General features: G+C 58.5%; 21 protein-coding genes. 17 read left to right on the forward strand and 4 right to left on the reverse strand.

Annotated features, from left to right (window positions below):
* Positions 1-8 precede the first annotated feature (8 nt).
* The 4 genes from H4684_RS00255 to selB all read left to right on the forward strand — a co-directional run bounded on the left by H4684_RS00255 (position 9) and on the right by selB (position 5,173).
* The gene (locus tag H4684_RS00255) at positions 9-1,427 is read left to right on the forward strand and encodes a 30S ribosomal protein S1 (protein WP_192622470.1); all 1,419 of its coding nucleotides are present in this window, start codon (positions 9-11) and stop codon (positions 1,425-1,427) included.
* 57 nt (positions 1,428-1,484) lie between these two features.
* Positions 1,485-1,643 carry a rubredoxin gene (locus H4684_RS00260; protein ID WP_043812375.1) on the forward strand — a complete coding sequence of 53 codons (159 nt, stop codon included), beginning with the start codon at positions 1,485-1,487 and terminating at the stop codon, positions 1,641-1,643.
* A 97-nt stretch (positions 1,644-1,740) separates the two neighbouring features.
* Positions 1,741-3,102, forward strand: coding sequence for an aminopeptidase (locus H4684_RS00265; protein ID WP_192622471.1), 1,362 nt, complete (start codon positions 1,741-1,743; stop codon positions 3,100-3,102).
* A 166-nt stretch (positions 3,103-3,268) separates the two neighbouring features.
* Entirely contained in the window at positions 3,269-5,173 is a 1,905-nt protein-coding gene (selB, locus tag H4684_RS00270; RefSeq protein WP_192622472.1) for a selenocysteine-specific translation elongation factor, read from the forward strand.
* Positions 5,174-5,642: 469 nt separating this feature from the next.
* Here selB and hrpB read toward each other — a convergent pair whose 3' ends face one another.
* From hrpB to H4684_RS00290, 4 genes are read right to left on the reverse strand one after another with little or no spacing between them, the layout of a single operon-like run.
* The gene (gene hrpB / locus H4684_RS00275) at positions 5,643-8,108 is read right to left on the reverse strand and encodes an ATP-dependent helicase HrpB (protein WP_192622473.1); all 2,466 of its coding nucleotides are present in this window, start codon (positions 8,106-8,108) and stop codon (positions 5,643-5,645) included.
* A gap of 34 nt (positions 8,109-8,142) precedes the next feature.
* Positions 8,143-8,631, reverse strand: a complete 489-nt coding sequence (locus H4684_RS00280) for a phosphatidylglycerophosphatase A family protein (protein ID WP_192622474.1) — start codon at positions 8,629-8,631, stop codon at positions 8,143-8,145.
* Positions 8,624-9,235: a Maf family protein gene (locus tag H4684_RS00285; RefSeq protein WP_192622475.1), complete on the reverse strand. Its 612-nt coding sequence runs from the start codon at positions 9,233-9,235 to the stop codon at positions 8,624-8,626. Before H4684_RS00285 ends, H4684_RS00280 begins: the two co-directional genes overlap by 8 nt.
* Positions 9,232-10,593: a dihydrolipoyl dehydrogenase family protein gene (locus H4684_RS00290; RefSeq protein ID WP_192622476.1), complete on the reverse strand. Its 1,362-nt coding sequence runs from the start codon at positions 10,591-10,593 to the stop codon at positions 9,232-9,234. Before H4684_RS00290 ends, H4684_RS00285 begins: the two co-directional genes overlap by 4 nt.
* A gap of 236 nt (positions 10,594-10,829) precedes the next feature.
* On the opposite strand from H4684_RS00290, the gene H4684_RS00295 reads away from it, so the two are divergent.
* The 13 genes from H4684_RS00295 (at position 10,830) to divK (ending at position 23,634) form a co-directional block, all read left to right on the forward strand.
* Entirely contained in the window at positions 10,830-11,606 is a 777-nt protein-coding gene (locus tag H4684_RS00295) for a hypothetical protein (protein WP_192622477.1), read from the forward strand.
* 446 nt (positions 11,607-12,052) lie between these two features.
* On the forward strand, positions 12,053-13,315 hold the full coding sequence (tmcD, locus tag H4684_RS00300) for an electron transfer complex subunit TmcD (protein ID WP_092188366.1): 1,263 nt from the start codon (positions 12,053-12,055) through the stop codon (positions 13,313-13,315).
* An 11-nt stretch (positions 13,316-13,326) separates the two neighbouring features.
* Entirely contained in the window at positions 13,327-13,986 is a 660-nt protein-coding gene (gene tmcC / locus H4684_RS00305) for a TmcC family electron transfer complex membrane anchor subunit (protein ID WP_092188364.1), read from the forward strand.
* Between the two features lie 15 nt (positions 13,987-14,001).
* On the forward strand, positions 14,002-15,318 hold the full coding sequence (tmcB, locus tag H4684_RS00310; protein WP_092188362.1) for an electron transfer complex ferredoxin TmcB: 1,317 nt from the start codon (positions 14,002-14,004) through the stop codon (positions 15,316-15,318).
* Positions 15,319-15,327: 9 nt separating this feature from the next.
* A complete protein-coding gene (gene tmcA / locus H4684_RS00315; protein WP_092188360.1) occupies positions 15,328-15,717 on the forward strand; it encodes an acidic tetraheme cytochrome c3 TmcA in 390 nt (129 codons plus the stop codon).
* A gap of 457 nt (positions 15,718-16,174) precedes the next feature.
* On the forward strand, positions 16,175-17,719 hold the full coding sequence (hmcA, locus tag H4684_RS00320) for a sulfate respiration complex hexadecaheme cytochrome HmcA (protein WP_407644761.1): 1,545 nt from the start codon (positions 16,175-16,177) through the stop codon (positions 17,717-17,719).
* A gap of 34 nt (positions 17,720-17,753) precedes the next feature.
* On the forward strand, positions 17,754-18,812 hold the full coding sequence (hmcB, locus tag H4684_RS00325; RefSeq protein ID WP_092188356.1) for a sulfate respiration complex iron-sulfur protein HmcB: 1,059 nt from the start codon (positions 17,754-17,756) through the stop codon (positions 18,810-18,812).
* 12 nt (positions 18,813-18,824) lie between these two features.
* Complete coding sequence (gene hmcC / locus H4684_RS00330) at positions 18,825-19,994, forward strand: sulfate respiration complex protein HmcC (RefSeq protein WP_092188354.1); 1,170 nt, start codon at positions 18,825-18,827, stop codon at positions 19,992-19,994.
* 13 nt (positions 19,995-20,007) lie between these two features.
* Positions 20,008-20,157: a sulfate respiration complex protein HmcD gene (hmcD, locus tag H4684_RS00335; RefSeq protein WP_092188352.1), complete on the forward strand. Its 150-nt coding sequence runs from the start codon at positions 20,008-20,010 to the stop codon at positions 20,155-20,157.
* Positions 20,158-20,192: 35 nt separating this feature from the next.
* Positions 20,193-20,867 (forward strand): sulfate respiration complex protein HmcE, encoded by a 675-nt coding sequence (hmcE, locus tag H4684_RS00340; protein WP_192622479.1) that lies wholly within the window; start codon positions 20,193-20,195, stop codon positions 20,865-20,867.
* A 17-nt stretch (positions 20,868-20,884) separates the two neighbouring features.
* Positions 20,885-22,267, forward strand: coding sequence for a sulfate respiration complex iron-sulfur protein HmcF (hmcF, locus tag H4684_RS00345; RefSeq protein WP_092188348.1), 1,383 nt, complete (start codon positions 20,885-20,887; stop codon positions 22,265-22,267).
* Positions 22,268-22,333: 66 nt separating this feature from the next.
* Entirely contained in the window at positions 22,334-23,254 is a 921-nt protein-coding gene (locus H4684_RS00350; RefSeq protein ID WP_092188346.1) for a universal stress protein, read from the forward strand.
* Between the two features lie 26 nt (positions 23,255-23,280).
* Positions 23,281-23,634: a DVU0259 family response regulator domain-containing protein gene (divK, locus tag H4684_RS00355; protein WP_092189498.1), complete on the forward strand. Its 354-nt coding sequence runs from the start codon at positions 23,281-23,283 to the stop codon at positions 23,632-23,634.
* Positions 23,635-23,665 lie beyond the last annotated feature (31 nt).

A 23,665-nucleotide genomic window follows, 5' to 3' on the forward strand; every position in this document is an offset into this window, starting at 1 on the left:
AGTCAATCATGAGTGAAGATTTTGCCGAGCTGTTCGCATCCTATGAATCCCAGCGCAAGACAGCCCTCAAGGCAGGGGACAAGATTTCCGGTACAGTGATTTCCATTGGTCAGAAGGCCGCTTTCATTGATTGCGGATCGGCAGTGGATGGTATCGTGGACCGCGAGGAATTGCTGAACGACGACGGAGAGCTGAGTGTCGCCGAAGGCGATACGCTGGAACTTTACGTGGTGGGCGTGACCGACGACAGCGTGCGTTTGTCCAAGGCACTGACCGGCATCGGCGGCCTCAATATGCTCGAAGACGCCTATAACAGCGGCGTGCCGGTGGAAGGGAAAGTGCGCGAGCAGATCAAGGGCGGCTTTCATGTAGAGGTATTGAAGCATCGTGCCTTCTGCCCGGTTTCCCAGATCGATGCGCGCTACGTCGCGACCCCCGAGGATTATGTCGGGCAGACTCTGCAGTTTCGGATCACCAAGGTTTCCGAGAACGGGCGCAACATCGTCGTGTCCCGCCGGGCCCTGCTCGAAGAGGAGCAGAAGCAGGCTAGCGCCAGCTTTTTCGAGACGGTCAGCGAAGGCGACATCGTCGAGGGTACGGTCACTCGTCTGGCCGCTTTCGGAGCCTTTGTGGAGCTGGTTCCGGGCGTGGAAGGGCTGGTGCACATTTCCGAGATTTCCTGGGCCAGAATTCAGAGCCCCGAGGAGATCCTGAGCATGGGCGACAAGGTGCGGGTCAAGTATCTGGGCACAAGCGCGGGCAAGAAGCCCGGTGAGACCCGTCTGTCCCTGTCCATCAAACAGGCGCAGGATGATCCCTGGAAGACCGTGGCCGATCGCTTCAAGGATGGCGACAAGGTCACTGGCAAGGTGGTCAAGCTCATGGATTTTGGCGCCTTCGTGGAGATCGCTCCTGGCATCGAAGGATTGGTTCACGTCAGCGAGATGAGCTACGCCAAGCGTATCAACAAGCCCGGCGATGTGGTCCAGGTCGGCGACATGGTCGCGGCCGTGATCAAGCAGGTCGATGTGGAGAAGCAGCGGATTTCGCTCAGCATGCGTGACGCCGAAGGCGATCCGTGGCTCAATGTGGCCGAGAAATATCCCGTGGGCCAGGCCGTGCAGGGCACCGTGGAGAAACGCCAGCAGTTCGGGCTCTTCATTTCCCTGGAGCCGGGCGTGACCGGACTTCTGCCCCAGTCGGTCATGTCCCGGGCTGACGGCGAGGTCAAATACGACAAGCTGGTTCCTGGCGATACCGTGGTGGTCAGCATCGAGAGCGTGAACACCCGCGAGCGCAAGATCAGCCTTGGAACCGGCAAGAAAGAGGAAGTGTCGGACTGGAAGGGCTACAAGCCCCAGTCTTCTGGTGCCGACATGGGCTCTTTGGGTAGCGCCCTGGCCGAGGCTCTGAAGAAGAAAAGCTAGGCTTTTTTTACGAGAGTAGACTCGTTCACCTTAAATTCAATGGAGGCTCATATGGCCATGGAACGATGGGAATGTCCGTGCGGCTATGTTTATGATCCGGCGGAAGGCGATGCGGAAAACAACATTCCGGCCGGCACCGCTTTCGAGGATCTGCCTGAGGATTGGGTTTGCCCCAAGTGTGGCGCGGAAAAAGAGTTTTTCGACAAGATGGATTGATGCCGGATTGTCCTCGGTTTTGTGGGGAGCAGGAAGTGATTCCGCTCCCTTTTTTTCGTTTCCGGGCGCTTGCCCGTGTTGAAAGGGGAGGCTTACGATGGATGAGGTGTTGAAGCACAAGGCGGCAAGTTGCTGGGAACGCTATATGGCGAGCGATGACAGGGCTGCCATGGATCTGTTGGCCAACGAGTTCCTTGACTTTTTGACCCGGTGCAAGACCGAGCGCGAAACCATCGCCTGGGTGGCGGAGCAGGCCGCAGCCAGCGGATTTTCCGATGATTTGCACCAGGATCTGGTCATCCTGCCTTTTCGTTCCAAGGCCGCCATCCTGGCGCGGCGGGGCACGAAGCCCCTGGCCGAGGGCCTGCGCCTGATCACGGCCCACGCCGACACTCCGCATCTGGATCTCAAACAGCATCCATTGCACGAGGAATGTCAGGTCGCGCTCATGAAGACGCATTATTACGGCGGCCTCAAGAAATATCAGTGGCTGGCCAGGCCCTTGGCGCTGCACGGCACCATCGTGGCCATGGACGGCCGGGTCATCCCGGTCTGCATCGGCGAGGACGAGGCTGATCCGGTCTTCACGGTTCTGGACCTGCTGCCGCATCTGGCCCGCAAGCAGCGCGAGGAGACGGTGGAGAAGGCTTTCGTGGCCGAGAAGCTCAATATCGCCATCGGCCATGAACCGGCCGAGACCGACGAGGACGCCAAGGTTCGGCAGCGGGTCCTGGAACTTCTTTACGGGCGTTACGCCATTCGCGAGGAAGACCTCTACAGCGCCGAGTTGCAGATCGTGCCCTCGGGCAGGGCCCGATTCGTGGGCCTCGACCGCGCGCTTCTCGGCGGATACGGACAGGATGACCGCCTGTGCGTGTTCGCGGCCTTCAAGGCGTTCATGGACGCACCAAGAGGGGAGCACACCCAGATTCTCTTGTTGTGGGACAAGGAGGAGATCGGCTCTGACGGCGCCACCGGCGCCAAGTCCCGCTTCATGGAATACGCCCTGGCCGACATCCTGGATGTCTGGGAGCCGGGCACCCGGCTGCGGCATGTCCTGGCGCGGACCAAGGCCGTCTCCGCCGACGTGCACTGCCCCATGGACCCGGATTATCAGGATGTACACGACAAATACAACGCCTCGCTGCTTGGCTTCGGTCCCGTTTTTTCCAAGTTCACCGGACACGGCGGCAAGTACGGCGCCAGCGAGGCCGATTGCGAGTACGTGGCCTGGTTTCGCGCGTTGCTGGCGGCGGAAAACATCCCGTGGCAGATGGCCGAGATGGGCAAGGTGGACGAGGGCGGGGGTGGCACGGTGGCCAAGGAACTGGCGGTCTACGGCATGGAGATCATCGATTTCGGTCCCGGAGTCCTGTCCATGCACAGCCCGTTCGAAATCAGTTCCAAGGCCGACCTCTTGGCCACGGTACACGCCTACAACGCTTTTTACCGCAGCTAGCAGGCCGCCCCAAAATCAAATAATTCGCAGGCTGCTGAAAAATGGTGAGATGCAAGGAAGCGAAAAAATCCAGGACGCGCGGTGTATTGTGACATACATAAGCGGTCTGGATTTTTTCGCTGACGCCGCAGATCGCCGTTTTTCAGCGGCCTGCTAGGAGAGACGCATGCCTGTCATCATGGGTACGGCCGGACATATCGACCACGGCAAGACGAGCCTCATCAAGGCCTTGACCGGCATCAACTGCGACCGCCTGGCCGAGGAGCAGAAGCGCGGCATCACCATCGAGCTTGGCTTCGCCTACCTGGACCTGACCCCGGAAGTGCGCCTCGGCATCATCGACGTGCCGGGCCACGAACGCTTCGTGAAGAACATGGTCTCCGGTGCGGCGGGCATCGACTTCGTGCTTCTGGTCATCGCCGCCGACGAAGGCATCATGCCCCAGACCCGGGAGCATCTTGAAATCTGTTCGCTCCTTGGCATCCGGGCCGGGCTTGTGGCTCTGACCAAGACGGACATGGTCGAGGAAGACTGGCTTGAACTGGTGCACGAGGAGGTTCAGACGTATCTGGCCGGATCGTTTCTGGAAGGCGCGCCCATCGTCCCGGTTTCGGCCCATACGGGTGCCGGTCTGGACGAGCTGCGCGGGCATATCGCCGAACTGTCCTCGACTTTTGCCCCGGACCGGCGCTCGGATCTGTTTCGCCTGCCCGTGGACCGCGTCTTCACCATGAAAGGCCACGGCACGGTCGTGACCGGCACATCCATTTCCGGGGCATTACGTCTGGGCGAAGAGATCGAGATCGTCCCGTCCGGGCACCGCTCCAAGGTGCGCGGTCTGCAGGTGCATGGCACGGCCGCCGAAGTGGCCCGGGCCGGCGAGCGCACCGCCGTCAACCTCTATGGCCTGGAGGTGGCGGAGCTTGAGCGCGGCGAAGTGCTGGCCCATCCGCAGACCCTCTTTCCGTCGCCGGTCTGGGACGTGGAGATGACCTGCCTGTCGTCTTCGCCCAACCCGTTGAAGCACCGTACGGAAGTTCATTTCCATCACGGTTCGCGCGAGATTCTGGCCAAGCTCTTTTTTCTCGACCGTGACAAGCTCGAACCCGGCGAAACGGCGGTCTGCCAGGTCCGCTTTCCCCGTCCATTGCCCGGCGTATACGGGGACCGTTGCATCGTGCGCTCGTTCTCGCCCCTGCAGACCGTGGCCGGCGGGCGGATCATCAATCCCCTGGGCCGCAAGGTCCGCCGTCATTCCAAGGATATGGAAACCCTGTCCACCCTGGGTGCCGCCACGGGCGAGGAGCTTCTTCTGGCCCAGCTGCGGCTGGCCGGGCGCGGTGGGCTGACCGTGGCCGAGCTGCGCATCATGACCGACATGGAGTCCAAGCTCCTGGACAAGACCCTGCAGATTCTGGGCGGCAAACAGCTGGCCTTTCAGTTCGACCGCGACGACAAACGCTTCGTGGGTGCGGACGTGCTCGACGGTCTGGCCGGGGCCTGTCTCGAATACCTGGGCGAATACCATCGCCGCGAGCCCATGCGTCAGGGCTTGTCACGGGCCGAGCTGATTTCCGGATTCGGCCGGGGCATGCACCCGAAACTGGTGCATTTTCTGGTCGAGCGGCTGGTCAAATCAGGCCAGGTGCTGCTCGAAGCCGACATCCTGCGCCTGCCCGGACATGTGGTCTCCCTGGCCTCGGATCAGTCGGGCCTGCGTACGCTCATGGAGACGACCTATGTACAGGCGGGGCTCATGCCGCCGACCACCAAGGCTTTTCTGGAGGAGAACGGGCTGACCGCCAAGGATGTGGCGCAGATGTACCGGCTGCTCATGGAAGAGGGCGTGCTCATCAAGGTCAGCGAGGAGTTCTATTACGCCAAGACGGCCATGGACGATCTGATCGGCCGGGTCCGGGAGTTCTTTGCCTCGAATCAGGAAATGGGGCCCCAGGATTTCCGCGACATCACCGCCCTGACCCGCAAGTTTGCCATTCCGGTGCTCGAATACCTGGACAAGGAAAAGATCACCATGCGCATTGGGGACAAGAGGCAGATCAGGAAGAGGTAAGGGGCTTGATTACGGTTCGTTTTGTTTTGTCATTGAAAAAATCCTCGCTTCGGTGGGGATTTTTTTGTTGGTGGTGGCGGAGGGGACTTCTGGCTGGAGGGGCGTTCCAGCGTGGGCCGGGACGCTTGAGGTTAAGCGTAAGGAAAATTTGGAATTGCAAGGGGTGCCGGGGGCATGGCTTTTGTCCGCCGGAGGCATGGCTTTTGCGGGAGGCGCGTTCCGTCGCAGGCCGGGCAAGGTCTGCCGGGACTCCCTCGCGGGCTTCGTAATGCTTCCCGGCCTTGAGCTTCGGGCAGGGAACAGCGCGTTGTGCGTATCACGGCCGGGAAGCAAACGATGCCTGCGCTCGGTCAGACAGCCGACAGCCCTTGCCCGGCCCACGCCGGAACGCTTGAGCTGGTGCGGGAAAGTTGAAGCAGGATTGCAAGGGGTGCAGGGGGCGTGTCCCCTGCCCGCCGGAGGCATGGCTTTATCTTGGGGTCATGGCCTTCTTGGTTTTGGCGGTGGGCATGGCTGTGGCCGGGTCTTCGGGCCAGGGGTGTTTGGGGTAGCGGCCGCGCATCTCGGCGCGGACGAGGGGGTAGGCGCTTTTCCAGAACGAGGGCAAGTCGCGGGTGACTTGCAGGGGGCGGCCGGCGGGGGAGAGCAGGTGCAGGACCAGGGGGTGGCGTCCGTCTGCCAGGGTGGGTGTGGTGGCGCAGCCGAACATTTCCTGCAATTTGACAGGAAGGACGGGCCCGGACTCGGGGCTGTAGTCGATCTTGCGTTTCGCCCCTGTGGGCACGATCACGAATTCGGGCGCAAGCCGGTCCAGTTCCCTCAATTTTTCCCAGCCCAGCAGCGCTTTAAGCGCCTGCAGCAAATCGATTTTGCCGAGATCCATGCCGGATCGTGCCCCGGTTGCGAAGGGCCCGAGCCATTGATCGATGCTTTCAAGGAGCGTTTGGTCGGACATGTCGGGCCAGGACCCCTGATCCAGGCTGCACAGGAAACGAACCCGATCTCGCAGGTTTTGGCATTCGCCGGTCCAGGTCAGCCGCGAAAGATCCCGTTGTCCTTGGAGCAAGGCGCGGGTCATGGTTTCCGGGTCGGTGGCCAGATTTTCTTCTTTTACGCAGAGCGCATCGAGCATGATTTTGCGCAGGCAGACGATGCGGTCTCTGACCTGGTCCAGGTGGACTTCCTCAACGGCCCGCAACTGACCCCCAAAGTGTTTTTCCAATTCGCGCAGCGAAACCGGGGCAGACTGCCAGATTTTTGCTCCGGCCGCGTCTCCGTCCAGATCGGCGATGGCCAGAAATTCGTGTCCTGTCAGGGCGCTTGGTCCTGGCCACATTGCCTTGCGGCCGCTGGCCAGACGATAGGTTCCGTCCTGCTGGCGTCGGGCGATGCGGTCCGGGTAGGCCAGGGCGATGAGAATTCCGGCGGCCTCGGGGTCGGGTTGTTCCAGATTGACCGAGGCCAGTCGCGCGATCTGTTCCATGCTGGCGCGCAGGGTGTCTTTGCGTGAAAGGGGATTGGGATGAGTGCGCAGCGTATCGCGCAGATCCGAGGAACCGCGCATGCTCCGACCAGGTTCACCCAGGATTGCGGCCAGATAGGCGGCGGTTGGGGCGAGGCCGTGCTTTTTGGCCGTGAGCACCATATGGCCGAGGCGCGGATGCAGGGGCAGGAGCGCCATTTCACGGCCGTGGGGGGTGATGCGTCCCTTGTCGTCCACGGCCTCCAGGCTTTGCAGCAAATGCATGGCGCTCTTGTAATGCCCGGCCGGGGGCGGCGTCAGCCAGGACAGGGCGCCGGGGTCGGTGGCGCCCCATAGGGCCAGGTCGAGCGCCAGTGGGGCCAGATCGGCTTCCAGCATCTCCGGCGCGGGGAAGGGCTTGCGGCTGACCTCGTCGGCCTGGTCCCAGATGCGGAAACAGATGCCGGGTTCCGTGCGCCCGGCGCGGCCCCGGCGCTGGGTCAGGGTGGCCAGGGAGGCGGGTTCCGTGACCAGAACCGTCATGGAACTCTTGGGGTCGAAGCGCGGCAATCGGGCCAGCCCGCTGTCGACGACGATGCGCACTCCTTCGATGGTCAGCGATGTCTCGGCGATGGCCGTGGCCAGGACGATCTTGCGCGTACCGGGCATTGGGGGGGCGATGGCCTTGTCCTGCTCTATGGCGGTCAGGGCGCCAAGCAGGGGGTGGATTTCGACTCCGGCTCCGGGATTTTCGAGCAGTTCCGCGGTGCGCCTGATTTCGCGGGCTCCGGGCAGAAAGGCCAGGATGCTGCCCTGCTCCGTGGCCAGGGCATGGCGGATGGCTCGGGCCATGCGTTCTTCGAGAAAGCGCCCGGACAGGCGCAGGTAGCGGGTTTCCACTTCATGCGGCTGTCCCGGGCAGCTCAGGATTCTGCATGGCTCAAGGAGCTCGGCCACGGCAGCTGCGTCCAGGGTGGCGGACATGATCACCAGACGCAGGTCCGGGCGCAGGGCGTCTCGAATCTCAAGACACAGGGCCAGGCCCAGGTCGGCCTGCAGGCTGCGCTCGTGGTATTCGTCGAAAATTACGCAGCCGTAGCCGGAAAGCCCGGGATCGTGTTGCAGCATTCGGGTCAGGATGCCTTCGGTCACGACTTCGATCCGCGTGGCGCTTGAGACCCTGATATCGAGCCGGGTGCGGTAGCCCACGCGCTCACCGGCTTTTTCACCAAGGAGCCCGGCCATGTGGCGGGCAGCGGCGCGTGCAGCCAGGCGTCTGGGTTCGAGCATGAGGATTTTGTTTTTGCCCAGCCAGGCCGCATCGAGCAGGGCCAGGGGAATGCGCGTGGTTTTGCCGCTGCCTGGGGGTGCGTGGACCAGGCAGGCGGTTTTTGAGCTCAGGGTGCGCGTAAGCTCGGGCAGGAGCGCGTCAATCGGAAGACTGGGGGATAGAGTTGGAGGAAGAGTGGGCATGGGCGACGGATCGCGTTGGGAAGCGGACATGGCTTTAGAAGACGGCGCGGCATGCGAGCAGCGCCATCATCGCGTAGATTCCCGCCAGCCCGTCGTCGATCATGATGCCCCAGCCGCCGGGCAGCCAGCGCTCCGAGGCCCGCACCGGCCAAGGCTTGGTGATGTCAAAAAGGCGGAAGAACACAAAGGCCGGGATGATCCAGAGCGTGTCGGAGGCGAGCAGCGGCAGCAGCGTGACCCATTGCCCCCAGAGTTCGTCGATGACCACGCAGGATGGGTCCTTGCGGCACATGCTTTTTTCGGCCCGGCCGGCACACCAGCTGCCCAGAGGGAAGAGCAGAATAAGGACTGCGACGCGTCCCCACATCGGCAATGGCAGAAAGAGAAATGGCGCGAGGATCGCCGCGACCAGGGAGCCCCATGTGCCGGGAGCCTTGGGCATGCGCCCGGCCGCGCCGAGGGTGGCCAGGTTCAGCGGCAGCGTTTCGAGCCAGCTTGTCTTGCAGTTTGACGGGTCAGGCATTGGCCACTCCGATGGCTCCGATTTCGAGCAGACAATTGAGCACCGAACGCAGGGGCAGGCCGACGACATTGGTGTAGGACCCCTGTACCTCGTCGACCAGAAAAGCGCCGATGCCCTGGATTCCGTAAGCTCCGGCCTTGTCCATGGGTTCGCCCGTGTCGATGTAGGCCTGGAGCATGGCCCGCGAATTTTCCGCCATGTGGACCCGCGTGGTCACTGTTTGGCAAAGAGAGATTCCGTCGCCGTGGTGAAGCACGCAGAAGCCGGTCATGACCTGGTGCCAGCGCCCCGAGAGGGATGAAAGCATGGCCAGGGCATCGTCTATGTTTCGTGGCTTGCCAAGGATGCTTTCGCCCTCGACCACGATGGTGTCGGCGCTGATAATCACCTTGTCCGGGTGTCTGGCCGCGAGGTCCTGACCCTTGATGCGAGCCATGCGCGCCGCGTAGTCCGCCGGGGCCTCTCCCGGTTCGGGAGCCGGTTCCTTCAGGGTGCTGGGTACGACCTCGAATCCAAGGCCCTGTCCGGCCAGGAGCGCCTGCCGCCGGGGCGAGGCCGAGGCCAGGAGCAGGGGCCTGCGCGCGCGGAACGGGCCCTGGTTCATTTGTCCTCCGGGGGGGCGATGAGCGCGTCGCGCAGGGCCTCGTCCAGGGTGGGATGGGCGAAGATGTGTTCGTGCGCGGTGTGGGCTGTCCAGCGGTCGCGGACCATGATTTCCGCCAGGGTGACCAGGTGGGATGCGCCATGGCCGACGGCGGTCACGCCATGCACGACGCCGTCCACCCAGGCGACCTTGACCAGCCCCTGGGCCTGGCCGTGGGCCTGGGAAATCGGGTTGGCGCCGAGATTGGCGCGGGAAACGGTCACGGTCTTGCCCTGAGCCGTCAGTTCGGCTGCGGTGTGCCCGGCGCGCATGACCTCGATCGATCCATAGATGCAGCCGGGGATCGGGCCGGGCGCGTAGGGCGCGGCCGTTTCGCCCAGGGCGTGCAGGATAGCGTGGCGTCCCTGGTGCTCGGCGGCGTGGGCCAGCAGCGTGCGGCCGTTGACGTCTCCGATGGCGTAGATGTTTGGCGCGGCCCGGAGGAAGTCATCCGTGATGATCCAGCCAGCGCCGGTCAGGGCGACGCCTGCGTTTTCAAGGCCAAGGCCGGGAGTGTTCGGTTTGCGTCCGACGGCGACCAGCGCCTTTTCGACACGGATTTCAGCGCCGTCTTCCAGTCGCACCAGAACCGATTCGTCCTCGCTGGCCAGTCCGGCCACGCGCTTGCCCGTGACGATGTTCCATTTTTTGCGCTTGAGCATGCCGTGGAGGGTCTGGGCGATTTCCTCGTCTTCGGCGGGGGCGATGCGGGGCGCGGCTTCGATGACATGAATTGTCGCCCCCAGGCGGTGCCAGAAATCGGCCATTTCAAGGCCGATGGCCCCGGCTCCGATGATCGCGAGGCTTTCGGGCGCTTCGTCGAGATCAAGAAGGTCGGTGGAGTCGAGGATCCGTTTGTGATCCGGCTCAAGCCCTGCAAACCAGTTCGTGGAGGATCCGGTAGCGATGACCAGAGTCTCGAAAGTCAGGGTTTGTCCGGCCTCGTCGTCGATGCGCACCGTGTTTTTATCCAAAAGGGCAGCTTGACCCTGGACCAGGGCGATTCCATGTTTATCAAGACAGCAGGCCATGGCCTTGTGGGTGGCCGCGACAAATGCGTTCTTTCGTTTCTTGAGCGCGCCCATGTCCATCTGCACGGAGCCGCTGCACAGGCGCAAGCGCGACTGGGAGTGCAGCCCTTCCAGATGAGCGGTGGCTCCAAGGTAGAGCTTGGTGGGGATGCACCCCCAGTTGAGGCACGTCCCGCCGAGGTTTTGTTTCTCGATGAGAGCGACCGTTTTTCCTCTTTGACTGGCGAGCAGAGCTGCGGCATAACCGCCCGGACCTGCTCCTATGACAATGATGTCAAAATGGCTCATGTGGGTTCCCGTGTGGCTTAATTGATGGGCGTTCAAGCTGAAACGCGAAATCCTAATCGGAAGCAGGGCGGAACTCAACCCTTGGCGTAGCCTGTGCGCTCAGGCCAAATCGGAGCTGGACAGGTGTCCGGCCTTTTTGTTTGGCGGGGCGGCTTGGCGGGGATTCCAATACCAAAATACTCGGATTTACAAGTCGATTGCCTCTACGCCATGGCGCAGGGGGATATGGAGATACGATGCAGGAGAATTTGAAGAGTCGGAGCGGGGGAAAACGAAAGGGAGTCGCCTCGCTTTTTGACGATTACGAGATCAAGGACCTTTTTCGCAGATACATCCAGCTCTTGATAGTGGTCGAGGTGCTTATCTTTCTGGTCTGCTGGGTTTACCAGCTGGGCATTGACGAGGTCGCGGTGACAGGCAAGCCCGTGGATGTCCCTTTCCCCTGGAAGGCCTATTTCCTGGTCTCCTTTTCGGCCCCGGTTGCAGTGACGTTTCTGGTCGGCATAGTGGTCGTAGCCTTCAATTCTTTTCTTTACGGGCAGAAAAAAGGCCCTGTTTTCAAGGAAACTTCCACCGAAGGAGCCGCAAGCAAACTGGTCAAGGCGGCAAATTTCTGTTTTCAGCTCCCGTTTTTGCTGACGCTTCTGCTGCTCGGCGTATTCATGGGGATCGTCTACAATCTGGGGGCGATCATGGAATATCTTGGCCGGTTCGGCGAGGCCGCGGCCAAAGTCATTCTGATCGGGCTGGGCTGTGTTCTGGTGGCCGGGACCATATTCGGGATCGTGCGCATGGTTCTCAACTACAAATTGCGCAAAAAGAACATGGAGTACGATTACAAACGGGAGGTCATGGATCGGCTGGGCATCGCGATTCTTGACGAGCGCACCATGATCGACAGGCAGGGCCAGGTGGTCGGGCCCCGAAATATCGAGATATCCGCCACTGAACAGGATGTGTTGCCGCCCGCGACGACGGAACCCGCGGTGTCCGAAAAACCGGATTGTCGCTGAAAAGCCTTTGACCGCCGCCCAAGAGGAAGTATTTCCTTGCATAACAACCCGGTATATCCGGGTTTTTTTTGCGCCCAGAGGATTGGGTGCCGGATTGTTTGCGATGGACGGCGAAATCGTTTCGGTCGCAATGATCATCTTTTGAGGATCGACTTGCGGAGGCGTAGAGCACGCCTGGATGTAAAGTAATGAATGTTTACCAACTCTTGCAATATTGTGTATGAAAACAGTCCGAAATATTTTGTCGACTTATTGGGTCTGAAATCAAAATGATATTTACACAGTGTCATTTCTAGGCTAGCCGGTTTGCAAGAAAATTTAGCTAGTAAAGTGAGTCTTTGGCATGAGTTAGCAGGGTCAGAAATTTGGACTGCTCGCCTGAATTCATACCGGCATCATGTTCAAGATTGGCTTTTGGCGTAACCTAGTTGGTAAGGAGGGCGTGTATGAGTGAGTATTCTGCCTGGGATTGGGGCATAGGCTCCAGAACCGTGGCCGACCTATCCGAGTGTGATTGCGACGTTGAATGGCGCGAGGAAAATCAGGTCAGTCCCGATGGCGAAAAGGTGGCGGCCGTGGTCAAGACCGGTGAGATGGAATTCAGCGTCTGTGTCAACGGCACATGCTGGGAGCCCAGATATGAGCGCATCTGGTATTTGCGCTATTCTCCCGACGGGCGCCTGGCCGGATTGGCCTGCGACGGCGACTGGACCATGTGCGTGGACGGCGAGCCTTGGGAAGATACCTACAGTTTTCTGTTCAACACGCTTTTTTCGAAGGATGGCTCGGTCATCGCCTGTAGCGTAGCCGATTCCATGACCTACGGAATGGTGGTCGAAGGCGTGGTCTGGGAAACGCTCTTTCCAAACGCCAACAATTTCATTCTCAGCTCCGACGGCAAGCGCAGCGCTGCCGTGGTTCAGACCGTGCCTTTGGGGCAGGCCGAAGTGTTCAAGTTCAAGGAAGGCGCATACTCCGTCGCGGTAGACGGTACGCCTTGGGACGTGAACTTCGTGAACGTCTGGACTCCACGATTCAATGCCGACAACTCCTCGGTCGCGGCCCAGATTCGACACACGCTCTTCGATTACACCATTGCCATTGACGGCAAGCCCTGGACTGAGAATTTCAACCAGGTCTGGGAGCCGCTCTTCCATCCGACCAAGAACTCGGTGGTCGCGCCGGTGCGTCTGTCCGGCAAGTGGGGCATGGCCCTGGACGGCAAGATCATCTGGCAGCCTACCTTCTTCCAGGTATGGCAGCAGCAGTTCAGTCCTTCCGGAGACAAGCTCGCCGCCATAGTCTGCCCCAACTACGGGCGCTGGACTCTGGCAGTGGACGGCAATCCCTGGAACACGACTTTTGGCGACATGGTCATGGACATGACCTTCAGCCCCGACGGCAAGCGTCTGGCCGCTCTTGGCAAGCAGGATGGCAAGTGGACCGTATTCTCTGACGACAGGGCTTGGAACAGCCATTACGACATGTGCTATGCTCCGGTCTTCTCTCCGGACAGCAAGCATGTTGCCGCAAGAGTGGAAAAGAACGGCCGTTTCACCATTGCGGTGGATGGCAAGGAATATGGCCAGGGTTTCGATCAATGCTTTGACCCGACGTTCAGTCCTGATGGAAGCCGAATTCTCATTCGCGCCATCGTGGACGGAAAGTACCAAAGAATTGTCGAGTCCGTAGCAAAAATCATCGGATAAGGAGGCTAGACATGCAGGATGTCTATTTATTGGTATCTGGCCCCCTGGCTTGGGCTGCCTGGACTATTTTTGTTCTTGGATCAATATACAAAATATGGTCGACACTGAATACCGCTAAAAAGAAAGATCAGGTTTTGCTTAATTATGTTTCATTCAAATATGGAATGAGATCCATCATCAACTGGTCGATTCCGTTCAATACGGTCAACATGAGGTTGAACCCCATTTTTACCGGTGTCGCGTTTTTCTTCCACATCGCTTTTTTTGTGCTGCTCATTTTTGTTTCCGCACATCAAATCATGATCGAGGAAGGATTCGGTATCGGCTGGTTCACCATTCCTGATTTCGTGGCCGACATTATGGCCTTTGCGGTCATTGGCGCGTGCATCTTCTTTGCCGTGCGTCGGGTCATTCGTCCTGAAGTGAGCTATGTCACCGACTGGACGGATTTCGGCCTGCTCGCCCTTGTGGCGGCGCCCTTTGTGACGGGAGTTCTGGCCTACCATCAGCTTGGCGATTACATGCTCATGGTCGTGCTGCATATGGTCTCGGCAGAGCTTTTGCTCGTGGCCATTCCCTTCACGCGTCTCAGTCATATGCTGCTGGCTCCCTTGACCAGGGCATATATCGGGTCTGAATTCGGCATGGTGCGCCACGTCAAGGATTGGTAAAAAGAGGAGAACGCTATGAAAGAACGCGTCTGGATAAAAGACGAAGGTGTTGAACGGGGAGCGGAAAAGCTGACCCCGGAAAGGATCGAGAAGACGATCAATGCAGTTTTCGACAATGAGGCCGGTGCCCGTCTCAAGGCATACGTCGAGACCTGCGCCCACTGCGGCCTGTGTTCTGATGCCTGTCATTTCTTTTTGTCCCGGGATCGCGATCCGCGGTTTTCCCCTGTGGGCAAGGTCAAACAGACCATCTGGGAAATGCTTGACAAGAAAGGCAAGGTTTCGGCCGAGTTCATGAAACAGGCCATTCAGGTTGCGCAGACGGAATGCAACATGTGCCGCAGGTGCGTTCAGTATTGTCCGTTTGGTATCGATATCGCGTACATGATGTCGTTGGTGCGCCGGATTGGTCACAAACTGGAGATCACGCCCCTCTATATTCAGGATACGGCTCATTCACATGCCGCCACCATGAATCAGATGTGGGTCAAGGATGACGAATGGATAGACGCCCTGATCTGGCAGGAAGACGAGTTGCGCGAGGAGCTGCCCACTGCGCGCATTCCGCTGGAAAAGGAAGGCGCGGAGATCATGTATTCCGTGATCGGACCGGAACCCAAGTTTCGTACCCAGCTCATTTACCAGGCCGCAGCCATCATGAATGAAGCCGGCTGCGACTGGACCATGCCGGCGACTCCCGGCTGGGACAACTCCGACATGGCCATGTACACCGGCGACTCGGAAATGATGGGCCGCCTCAAGAGAATGCATTTCGACACCGCGGCCAGACTGCGCGTGAAGAAAATCGTCATGGGTGAATGCGGCCACGCCTTCCGCTCCGTGTACGATACCGGCAACCGCGTGCTGGGCTGGCAGATGCCGCCCATACAGGTTGTTCACGCTCTTGAATTTTACTGGGACCTCTTGAACGAAGGCAAAATCAAGGTCGCCAAGAAATTCGAGGAGCCGGTCACCTTTCATGACCCCTGCAACGTGGTGCGCGGGCGCGGGTTGCACGAAAAGGCGCGGGAAGTGGTGCGGGCTTTCTGTCCCAATTTCATCGAAATGACCCCCAACAAAGAGCACAACTATTGCTGCGCCGCAGGCGGCGGAGTCATCAACTGCGGCCCGCCGTTCAAAAACGCTCGCGTGGAGAGCAACAGGGTCAAGGCTGAGCAGTTGCAGGCCACCGGAGTCAAGGTCTGCATAGCTCCATGCCATAACTGTCATGGTGGTCTTGAAGATATTATCCACAAGTACAAACTTGGCATCGAGCTCAAGTTCCTTGGGGAAATTATCTATGATTGCATGGAAAAACCAAATGCTGTCTAGGGGTGAGCAATGAGACATATACTATACAGATACTTCATTTTCTGCTCTGTCGTGCTCTGCGTCACGTTTTGCAGTATTTCGGCTTTTTCCCAGGACGACACCTACTTGAAGGTTGATGCCTTTGAAAAATTGGAACGCCCGATCAGTGCGTTTGATCATGATGATCACAACGACAAGGCTGCCTTGGAAGATTGCTCAGTTTGCCATCATGTCTACGAGGATGGAAAATTGGTCGAAGGCGAAAGCTCCGAGGATCAGGCTTGCGCCGACTGCCATACGCTCAAGGCGCAAGGCAGCCAGCCTGGGCTCATGATGGCTTATCACAGGCAGTGCAAGAGCTGTCACATCGAGTCCAAGAAAGGTCCCGTCGCTTGTGGCGAATGTCATGTAAAAAAATAATCGGCTCCTGTTTCCCGACTTTGCAACCGGCTCTCGTTTGAGGGCCGGTTTTTTTATTAGTAAATTTCGTTTTGGGACCATCCCTCCGCACGGCATTGACGATTTTTTTCACTCTTTGTAGCTACAAAGTTCAGATAAGAAAATTCATAAATACGGTGAGTTGTTGTTGCTTTTGATTGCTAAGGAACGCCACTTGGCAGTGGAAGTCAGCAATCTCAAGTGATTGTGAAAAAATGGATTAGCTATTGACGAGGTTGTCGTAATTCTATACCTCCTAGGTCGGAATAAATCATACCCAAATGGTCTGCTTAGTCTCGAGACCTTTTTCGCGGACCTCATGCGTCAAATGCACCGGGTTTGATTTTTTCTTTTCAAGGAAGGTGCTGGGGGGCGCAGCCTCCGGGCTTGGGAGGTTTCCGGAATTTTCCGGAGCGGATTTCAACAAAGGAATTTTCACATGGAGAAGGGAAGACCAATGCTGCGATGGGTTGGAATCCTGTGCGTAAGCATGGCTGTGGCTGGATTCGGTCTGAACGCTCTTGGGGGAAAACAGGCATCGATCGAAACGAAGACGATGGGCGCGGATCTGATTTCCATCGACACGCTCAAGAAATTCGGTGATCTCGATTATCCTGTGGTCCAGTTCGAGCACGACAAGCACACCAAGGCTGTGGAGGGCAAGTGCGAATCATGCCACACTGTGACCGGCAATACGGTCACGGCCAAGTTCAAGCGTCAGGAAGATACGAATGCCGCGGAAATCAAGGCCATTTATCACGACAACTGTATCAAGTGTCACACGGATACGACCAAGGCCGGCAAGAAAAGCGGTCCCGGCAGCGAACAGTGCCGGACCTGTCACGCTGGGCCCACGGAGTCGTCACGGACTTTGATCTCGTTTGATAAATCCCTTCATTACCGTCACTCGTCCTCGAAGATGGTTCTTCCTGCCCCGGGGCAGAAGGAGAACTGCTCCAAGTGCCACTCCCAGGACAAGCCCGAAGAGCGCAATCTCGCCTTTGCCGAGAACAAGGATCAGGCACATGAAAAATGCATGTCCTGCCATATGGAAATCGGCAAGGCCAAGCAGCCTACCGGTCCCGTGGAGTGCGCCGGCTGTCACGACGCCGGTGTTCGCGCCGGATTCAAGAAGGTCGCGGATGTGCCAAGGCTTGAAGCCGGACAGACCGATTATGCGCTGCTCATGGCCGCCACGGCCAAGGCCGGAACCGAGCCCAAACTGGTCAGTGCCGTAGCTTTCAATCACAAGCTGCACGAAGAAAAGAACGAGAATTGCTCGGTCTGCCATCACAACGCTTCTTCCAAGGGCGTGATCCCCTGTTCGCAGTGCCACACTTCGCTGGGCAAGGAAGAGGGCGGATTCGTAACTACCGAGCAGGCCATGCACCGCGTGACCGCCCAGGCCAGTTGCGTGGGATGTCATGCCAAGTCTCAGGCCAAACCTGAGTGCGCCGGATGCCATACGTTCATGGGCAGAACCGGTCAGGGCACCGATGCCAGTTGCGCCAAGTGTCATGTCGACATCACGCCCGGGGCCGAACTGGTCAATGACAAGAACGCCCGGAACAACACCGCCGCGATGTTGATGAACACCCGCGTCAAGACCGATCCTGAAATCAAGGTCAACGAGATTCCCGAGATCGTCGAGATCGGCGTCCTGGCAAACGAGTACGAGGTCAGCAAGTTCCCGCATCGCAAGATCGTGCAGAAGATCATGGATGGCATGAAGGACGACGCCATGGCTGCGTATTTCCACTCCAGTCCCAACGCTGTCTGTTCCGGCTGTCATCACAACAGCCCCGCTTCGGCCAATCCTCCCAAGTGCGTCAGTTGCCATGGCAAGGTCGCGAGTGCCCAGGGTGGAGCCAAGCCTGATCTGAAGACCGCCTATCACCAGCAATGCATTGGTTGTCATAGCGAAATGGGCATCCAGAAGCCGGCGGCCACTGCCTGCGCGGAATGTCATGCCGTAAAGCAATAACCTGCCCGGAAGGTCGCAATAACGAGGAGCTACTATGAAACGCAGAAAATTCATTGGCATGCTGGCTGGCGCAGGAGCCTGTTTGGCGGCGTCTTCGGCCACAGCCGGTGGAACACACCATTTTAAGGGATATCCCGAAAGTTTCGGGGTCCTGTTCGACAGCACCAAGTGCATCGGCTGCAGAAAATGCGAAGCCGCATGCAACAAGGTCAACGAATTGCCCGCACAGCCGGTCCCCTTCGATGACCTGACAGTATTGGACAAGAGACGGCGTACGCATCACGACACCTTCACCGTGGTCAACAAGTACGAAATCGGCAACAAGCCGGTATATCGCAAGCAGCAGTGCAATCATTGTCTTGAGCCTGCCTGCGCTTCGGCCTGTTTTGTCGGCGCCTTCGTCAAGGACAAGACCGGCGCGGTCAGTTATGACGCCTCCAAGTGCGTGGGCTGTCGTTACTGCATGATCGCCTGTCCTTTTGAAGTTCCGACTTACGAATATCATGATCCCATCACGCCCCGGGTACGTAAGTGCACCATGTGCCAGCCGCGGATCGAAGAGGGCAAGCTCCCGGGATGTGTCGAAGACTGCCCCAAAGGCGCCCTGGTCTTCGGCCGTCGTGAGGATCTGCTGAACATTGCCCGGGAACGCATCCGCAAGCACCCGAACAATTACGTCGATCACATCTACGGTGAACGCGAAATGGGCGGAACGAGCTGGATGTACATTTCCGGCGTGCCGTTCGAAAAAATCGGCATGCGCGAGGATCTGGGCATCACTCCTGCTCCGGAACTCACTTCCGGCGCACTGTCCATTGTTCCGGCCATCGTCGGTCTGTGGCCCGTGTTTCTGACTGGAGCCTACGCCTTGACCAAGCGCCGGGACAAGATTGCCGAGGAAGAGCAGCACCATGCCGTGGCGGAAGCCGTGGCCGAGGCGCAGGCCGAAGCGGCGAAGAAGGCGAAAGCGGCCATGGACAAGGCGGAACGCGAAAAGCAGTCCGCCATTGATCGTGAAGTGAAAAAAGCGCTCAAGGAAGCGGAAGAGGCACGGCTCAAGGCCGAAACTCCCGCTGATCCGAGCGAGCAATAAGGAGGAGTGTTGATGTCTCACCACACCACACCAAACAAGACATTCTGGACTCCGGCGAATATACTGACCGCCGTCATCCTGGCCGTCGGCCTGGCTCTGACAGTGAAGAGATTCACCATGGGCATCGGGTCGGTGACCAACCTGACCGACGACAATCCCTGGGGCATCTGGATCGGATTCGACCTGCTCTGCGGCGTGGCCCTGGCCGCCGGCGGATACACGACCTCCGCCGCCGTGTATCTCTTCGGCATGAAGAAATACCATTCCGCGGTGCGCCCGGCCATCACCACCGCATTTCTGGGCTACGCATTCGTCGTCTTCGCCCTGCTCTACGACCTGGGCCGCTATTACCGGCTGCCCTATCCGCTGACCATCTATCCCGGTCCCACTTCCTTCCTTTTCGAGGTAGGTCTGTGTGTGGCCCTGTATCTTACTGTCCTGGCCATCGAATTCTCGCCCGCGCTGTGGGAAACCCTGCGCTGGAAGAAGCTCCGGTTCTGGGCGCATAGCCTGACCCTGGTGCTGACCATCTTCGGCGTTGTCCTGTCCACCCTGCACCAGTCTTCGCTGGGCGGACTGTACCTGCTCGCACCTTCCAAGCTGCACCCGCTGTGGTATTCGCCCTATCTGACGCTCTTCTTCTTCCTGTCGAGCATCCCGGCCGGCCTTTCCATGGTCATTTTCGAAGGTGGGCTGTCGCACAAGTTCCTGCATCACAAGATGGACGAGACTCACATCAAGGAAGCCCCTGGCGTGACTCTGGGTTTTGCCAAGGCCGCAGCCGTGGTCCTCTTCGCCTACTTCAACCTGAAGTGGATCGGCGTGGCACTGGACAACAACTGGCACCATCTCGCAACGGGCTGGGGCACCTGGTTCCTGGTCGAAATGTTCGGTTTCGTACTCGTTCCCTGCATGATGTACGCGGTCGCGGCGCGTGAAAAGAACCAGAAGCTGGCCTTCTATGCGTCCATCGTCACCGTGCTGGGCATTGTGCTCAACAGGCTCAATATCTCGCTGGTGGCCTTCAACTGGCAGCTTCCGTCCGAGTTACGTTATGTCCCTTCCTGGGAAGAGATCATGATCACCGTATTCATCGTCACCCTTGAAATCACCGTGTTGCGGATCTGCCTGAACAAGCTGCCGATCCTGCATGAACACCCTGAATTCAAGGGCGCGCACTAAAGGAGGCGGAAAAATGGAATTCATGACGCTTCATGACTTCATGTTCTGGACCAAAGGCATGGCCTATGTGGGTATGGGCGTTGGTCTGGTGGCATTCGTGGCCTTCTGGCTGTTCGTGTCCGAGAGGGACGTGGACAAGTTCGCTGACACGGAAGAAGAATAGGCTCGGGCCTTATCCGACCAATGAAGGAGTAATCTATGTATGAGATATTGACTGGTCCGCTGCTCTGGATTGCCTTTGCGGTATTCTTTGTCGGCTTGGCCGCCCGGGTGGTGATGTATTTCATGGGTCTCGACTGGAGACTGGACCGTGTGGCCTACAAACCGCACATGGGCTACGGCCTCAAGGGCGCTTTCCGGTCCGTTTATCGCTGGCTGTTGCCTTTCGGGACGTACAGCTGGAGAGCCAAGCCCATCTTTACGATCATGTTCTTCGTCTTTCACATCGGCCTTGTCATCGTGCCCCTGTTCCTGGAAGGACACGCGGTCATGATCAGAAACGGCCTTGGGATCGATTGGCCGGCAATGCCGCAACTGCTCGCGGATGTTCTGGCCATTGCGGCCTTTCTGGCCGGCCTTGGTATCGCCGTGCGCCGTCTGCTTCTGCCGGAAGTGCGCATCCTGACCGACATCAAGGATATCATGCTGCTGGTGCTGATTCTGACCCTGCTGGGCTCCGGCATCATCGCCACCTACCATACCGCAAACTATTCGTTCTGGATCACCCTGCACGTGCTCTGCGGCGTGATTGTGCTGCTGGCCGCTCCCTTCACCAAGCTGTCTCACATTGCGCTCATTTTCTGTACGCGCATTCAGATCGGCATGGATTTCGGGATCAAGCGCGGCGGAATGAAGTCCAATTTTGACTGGTAAGCCAAGAGGAATACGATATGCCCGAAGGTACAATTTGTAATAAGAGACCCGTTGCCACCCGAGAGGACCTCGACGCCCTCTTGGCGGACAGCAACGGCAAGAAATACTATGCGGAAATGGAACAGTTGGATGTGGATGCCGAGAAGCTTTGGGCGACCATCCAGAAGACCATGAAGTCACGAACCAAAACCTGGCTGGATATCTGCGCCCATTGCGGGCTCTGTGCCGACAGCTGCTTTCTGTACAGCGTGAACGGGCGTGACCCCAAGCAGGTCCCCTCGTACAAGATTCAGTCCACCCTTGGCGAAATCGTCAAGAAGAAGGGCAACGTGACCAACGAATTCATGCGCATGTGCATGGATACGGCCTGGTCCAAGTGCACCTGCTGCAACCGTTGCGGATCCTTTTGCCCCTACGGCATCGACATGGGCGTCATGTTCGGCTACCTGCGCGGACTGCTGCACTCCCAGGGTTTCGTGCCGTGGGAACTCAAGATCGGTTCCGGCATGCATCGCCTCTTCCGCGCCCAGATGGACGTCACCGTCGAGGAGTTCGTGGATACCTGCGAATGGATGGTGGACGAAGCGCTGGAGGAATGGCCTTGTCTGGAGATTCCGGTGGACAAGGAAGATGCCGACATCGTCTACATGATCAACGCCCGCGAGGCCAAGCATTACCCTGAAGACATAGTCGAGGCGGCCATCCTGTTTCACGTGGCCGGTGAGAATTGGACCATGCCCTCCGAGGGCTGGGAGATGACCAGCCTCTCCATGTTCGCCGGTGACTGGGAAGCCTGCAAGATGCAGGTTGAAACCGTTTACGGCGCCATGGAGCGCCTGCGTCCCAAACGCATGGTCGCGACCGAATGCGGTCACGCCTATCGTGCCACGGTCATCGAAGGTCCGTACTGGGCCGGACGGCCGGATGGGCAACCGCCCGTGGAGTGCCTGCACTACGTCGAGTGGGTGGCCGAAGCTCTCGAAACAGGCAAGCTCAAGATCGATCCGGCCAAGAGGATAAAAGAGCCCGTCACGCTGCAGGATTCCTGCAACTATGTGCGTAATGCGGGACTGCGTGACTGCGGTCGAATCATCATGAAGCATATCGCGGAAGACTTCCGCGAGATGTCCCCCAACAAGGAGCACAACTATTGTTGTGGCGGTGGTGGCGGGTTCAATGGTATCGGACGCTATCGGAAACAGCGCAACGTCGCGCTGAAGATGAAGCGTGAGCAGATTCTGGCCACGGGAGCGAAGTTCGTTATCGCCCCCTGCCACAACTGTTGGGATGCCATCCGAGATCTGGAAGAGGAGTTCGAGATCGGCATTCGCTGGAGCTTCCTGAAGCCGCTTCTGATCAAGATGCTGGTTGTTCCGGAGCATCTCTTGCCGCAGGAATAAGTCTGTCCAGACAACGGCATGCCGCCATGAAAGGCGGCATGCCGCAAACAGAACGGGAGTTGACATATGTTTACAAAGATTCTGTTCGCCACCTCCGGCTCTCCCTGTTGTGATGCCGCAGCGCGTGTCGCGTTCGATTTGGCAGCGCGTTATAATGCCAAGCTTTTTGTCCATCATGTGCTGGGCGTGCCCAGTCGTGGCTTCAGTCAGGTCGTTGTCGACGTGCGAACCGGCGAAAAGGTGGAGTTGGACGAGGATTATACATTGTGGGTCAAGGATGAACTGGCCAATACCTATGACCGTCAAATGAAGAGCGGGGTCGATTGCGAGATCGAAACCGCCGTAGGCATTCCGCATCGCGAGGTGCTGCGCAAGGCTCGTCAGGAAGACGTGGATCTGATCGTCATGGGTGCGAGCACCACCGGGTGCGAAGCCGATGCCGATGCCTATCAGCGTCACTTCGCCGGCTCCACCCTGCAGCGTGTGGCCAAGGCCTCCAAGGCTCCGGTCCTGGTAGTCAACCGTCCCGTGGCCTCTTTTTGGGGTGGTTTCACCAATATCGTCTTTGGCGCGGACTTTTCCAAGGCGTCCGAGCATGCTTTCAAGTTCGCTCTCAACACGGCCAAGGAACTGGATGCCAAGCTGCACGTTTTCCATGCCATCGACATCGGTTCCACACACAGTCTCATTTCCCAGAAGCAGCTTGATGACCAGATGATCGAGGCCAGGGACCGGATGCGTCGCAAGTATCTCATCCAGACCGGAGATTTCAAGAATGTAACGGCCGACATCTGGGAAGGCATCCCGTATGTCGAAATCGTCAAGTATGCCAGAGAGAAGCAGGCCGACCTGATCGTCATGGCGCATCATTCCAAGGATGTCGGCGACGAGGATTCCGCGTTTGGACATACCCTGGAGCAGGTGTTGCTGCGCGCCACCTGTCCCGTTGCTTCGGTCAATCGTCCGGATAAAATTCAAACTGTGTAACGTGTAATCATGATTGGGGGTGTATGATGGGCAAGAAGATTCTGATCATTGATGACGATCCCAACATCGTCACGTATCTGGAAGACATTTTTCAGGACGCAGGCTACGCCACCTGCAAGGCTGCCGACGGAGCCGATGCCTTGGCCGTGGTCAAGGCTGAGAAGCCCGATTTGATCACTTTGGATCTTGAGATGCCAAAGGAATGGGGTCCGCGTTTTTACCGTGAATTGAGTCAGGACGAGGAATGCAGCAACATCCCCGTGATCGTCATCAGCGGTCTTTCCGGGAACAAATACGCAATTCAGAAGGCCGTGGCTTCCTTTACCAAGCCTTTCGATCGCGAAGATCTCCTGAAGGTCATCAAGGAAACGATTGGTTAGCCGCAACTCAAACTTGAAAAACCCTTGCCCG

Source organism: Desulfomicrobium macestii (genome assembly GCF_014873765.1).
Taxonomy (GTDB): Bacteria; Desulfobacterota; Desulfovibrionia; order Desulfovibrionales; family Desulfomicrobiaceae; genus Desulfomicrobium; species Desulfomicrobium macestii.

Bases quoted from the DNA above. Each gene is read 5' to 3' on its own strand.
- hmcA (WP_407644761.1), top strand. From the start codon at position 16,175: ATGGAGAAGGGAAGACCAATGCTGCGATGGGTTGGAATCCTGTGCGTA.
- H4684_RS00265 (WP_192622471.1), top strand. From the start codon at position 1,741: ATGGATGAGGTGTTGAAGCACAAGGCGGCAAGTTGCTGGGAACGCTAT.
- hmcE (WP_192622479.1), top strand. From the start codon at position 20,193: ATGTATGAGATATTGACTGGTCCGCTGCTCTGGATTGCCTTTGCGGTA.
- tmcA (WP_092188360.1), top strand. From the start codon at position 15,328: ATGAGACATATACTATACAGATACTTCATTTTCTGCTCTGTCGTGCTC.
- tmcD (WP_092188366.1), top strand. From the start codon at position 12,053: ATGAGTGAGTATTCTGCCTGGGATTGGGGCATAGGCTCCAGAACCGTG.
- hmcD (WP_092188352.1), top strand. From the start codon at position 20,008: ATGGAATTCATGACGCTTCATGACTTCATGTTCTGGACCAAAGGCATG.
- tmcB (WP_092188362.1), top strand. From the start codon at position 14,002: ATGAAAGAACGCGTCTGGATAAAAGACGAAGGTGTTGAACGGGGAGCG.
- H4684_RS00260 (WP_043812375.1), top strand. From the start codon at position 1,485: ATGGAACGATGGGAATGTCCGTGCGGCTATGTTTATGATCCGGCGGAA.
- H4684_RS00280 (WP_192622474.1), bottom strand. From the start codon at position 8,631: ATGCCTGACCCGTCAAACTGCAAGACAAGCTGGCTCGAAACGCTGCCG.
- H4684_RS00285 (WP_192622475.1), bottom strand. From the start codon at position 9,235: ATGAACCAGGGCCCGTTCCGCGCGCGCAGGCCCCTGCTCCTGGCCTCG.
- H4684_RS00295 (WP_192622477.1), top strand. From the start codon at position 10,830: ATGCAGGAGAATTTGAAGAGTCGGAGCGGGGGAAAACGAAAGGGAGTC.
- hmcF (WP_092188348.1), top strand. From the start codon at position 20,885: ATGCCCGAAGGTACAATTTGTAATAAGAGACCCGTTGCCACCCGAGAG.
- selB (WP_192622472.1), top strand. From the start codon at position 3,269: ATGCCTGTCATCATGGGTACGGCCGGACATATCGACCACGGCAAGACG.
- hmcB (WP_092188356.1), top strand. From the start codon at position 17,754: ATGAAACGCAGAAAATTCATTGGCATGCTGGCTGGCGCAGGAGCCTGT.
- H4684_RS00255 (WP_192622470.1), top strand. From the start codon at position 9: ATGAGTGAAGATTTTGCCGAGCTGTTCGCATCCTATGAATCCCAGCGC.
- divK (WP_092189498.1), top strand. From the start codon at position 23,281: ATGGGCAAGAAGATTCTGATCATTGATGACGATCCCAACATCGTCACG.
- tmcC (WP_092188364.1), top strand. From the start codon at position 13,327: ATGCAGGATGTCTATTTATTGGTATCTGGCCCCCTGGCTTGGGCTGCC.
- H4684_RS00350 (WP_092188346.1), top strand. From the start codon at position 22,334: ATGTTTACAAAGATTCTGTTCGCCACCTCCGGCTCTCCCTGTTGTGAT.
- H4684_RS00290 (WP_192622476.1), bottom strand. From the start codon at position 10,593: ATGAGCCATTTTGACATCATTGTCATAGGAGCAGGTCCGGGCGGTTAT.
- hmcC (WP_092188354.1), top strand. From the start codon at position 18,825: ATGTCTCACCACACCACACCAAACAAGACATTCTGGACTCCGGCGAAT.
- hrpB (WP_192622473.1), bottom strand. From the start codon at position 8,108: ATGCCCACTCTTCCTCCAACTCTATCCCCCAGTCTTCCGATTGACGCG.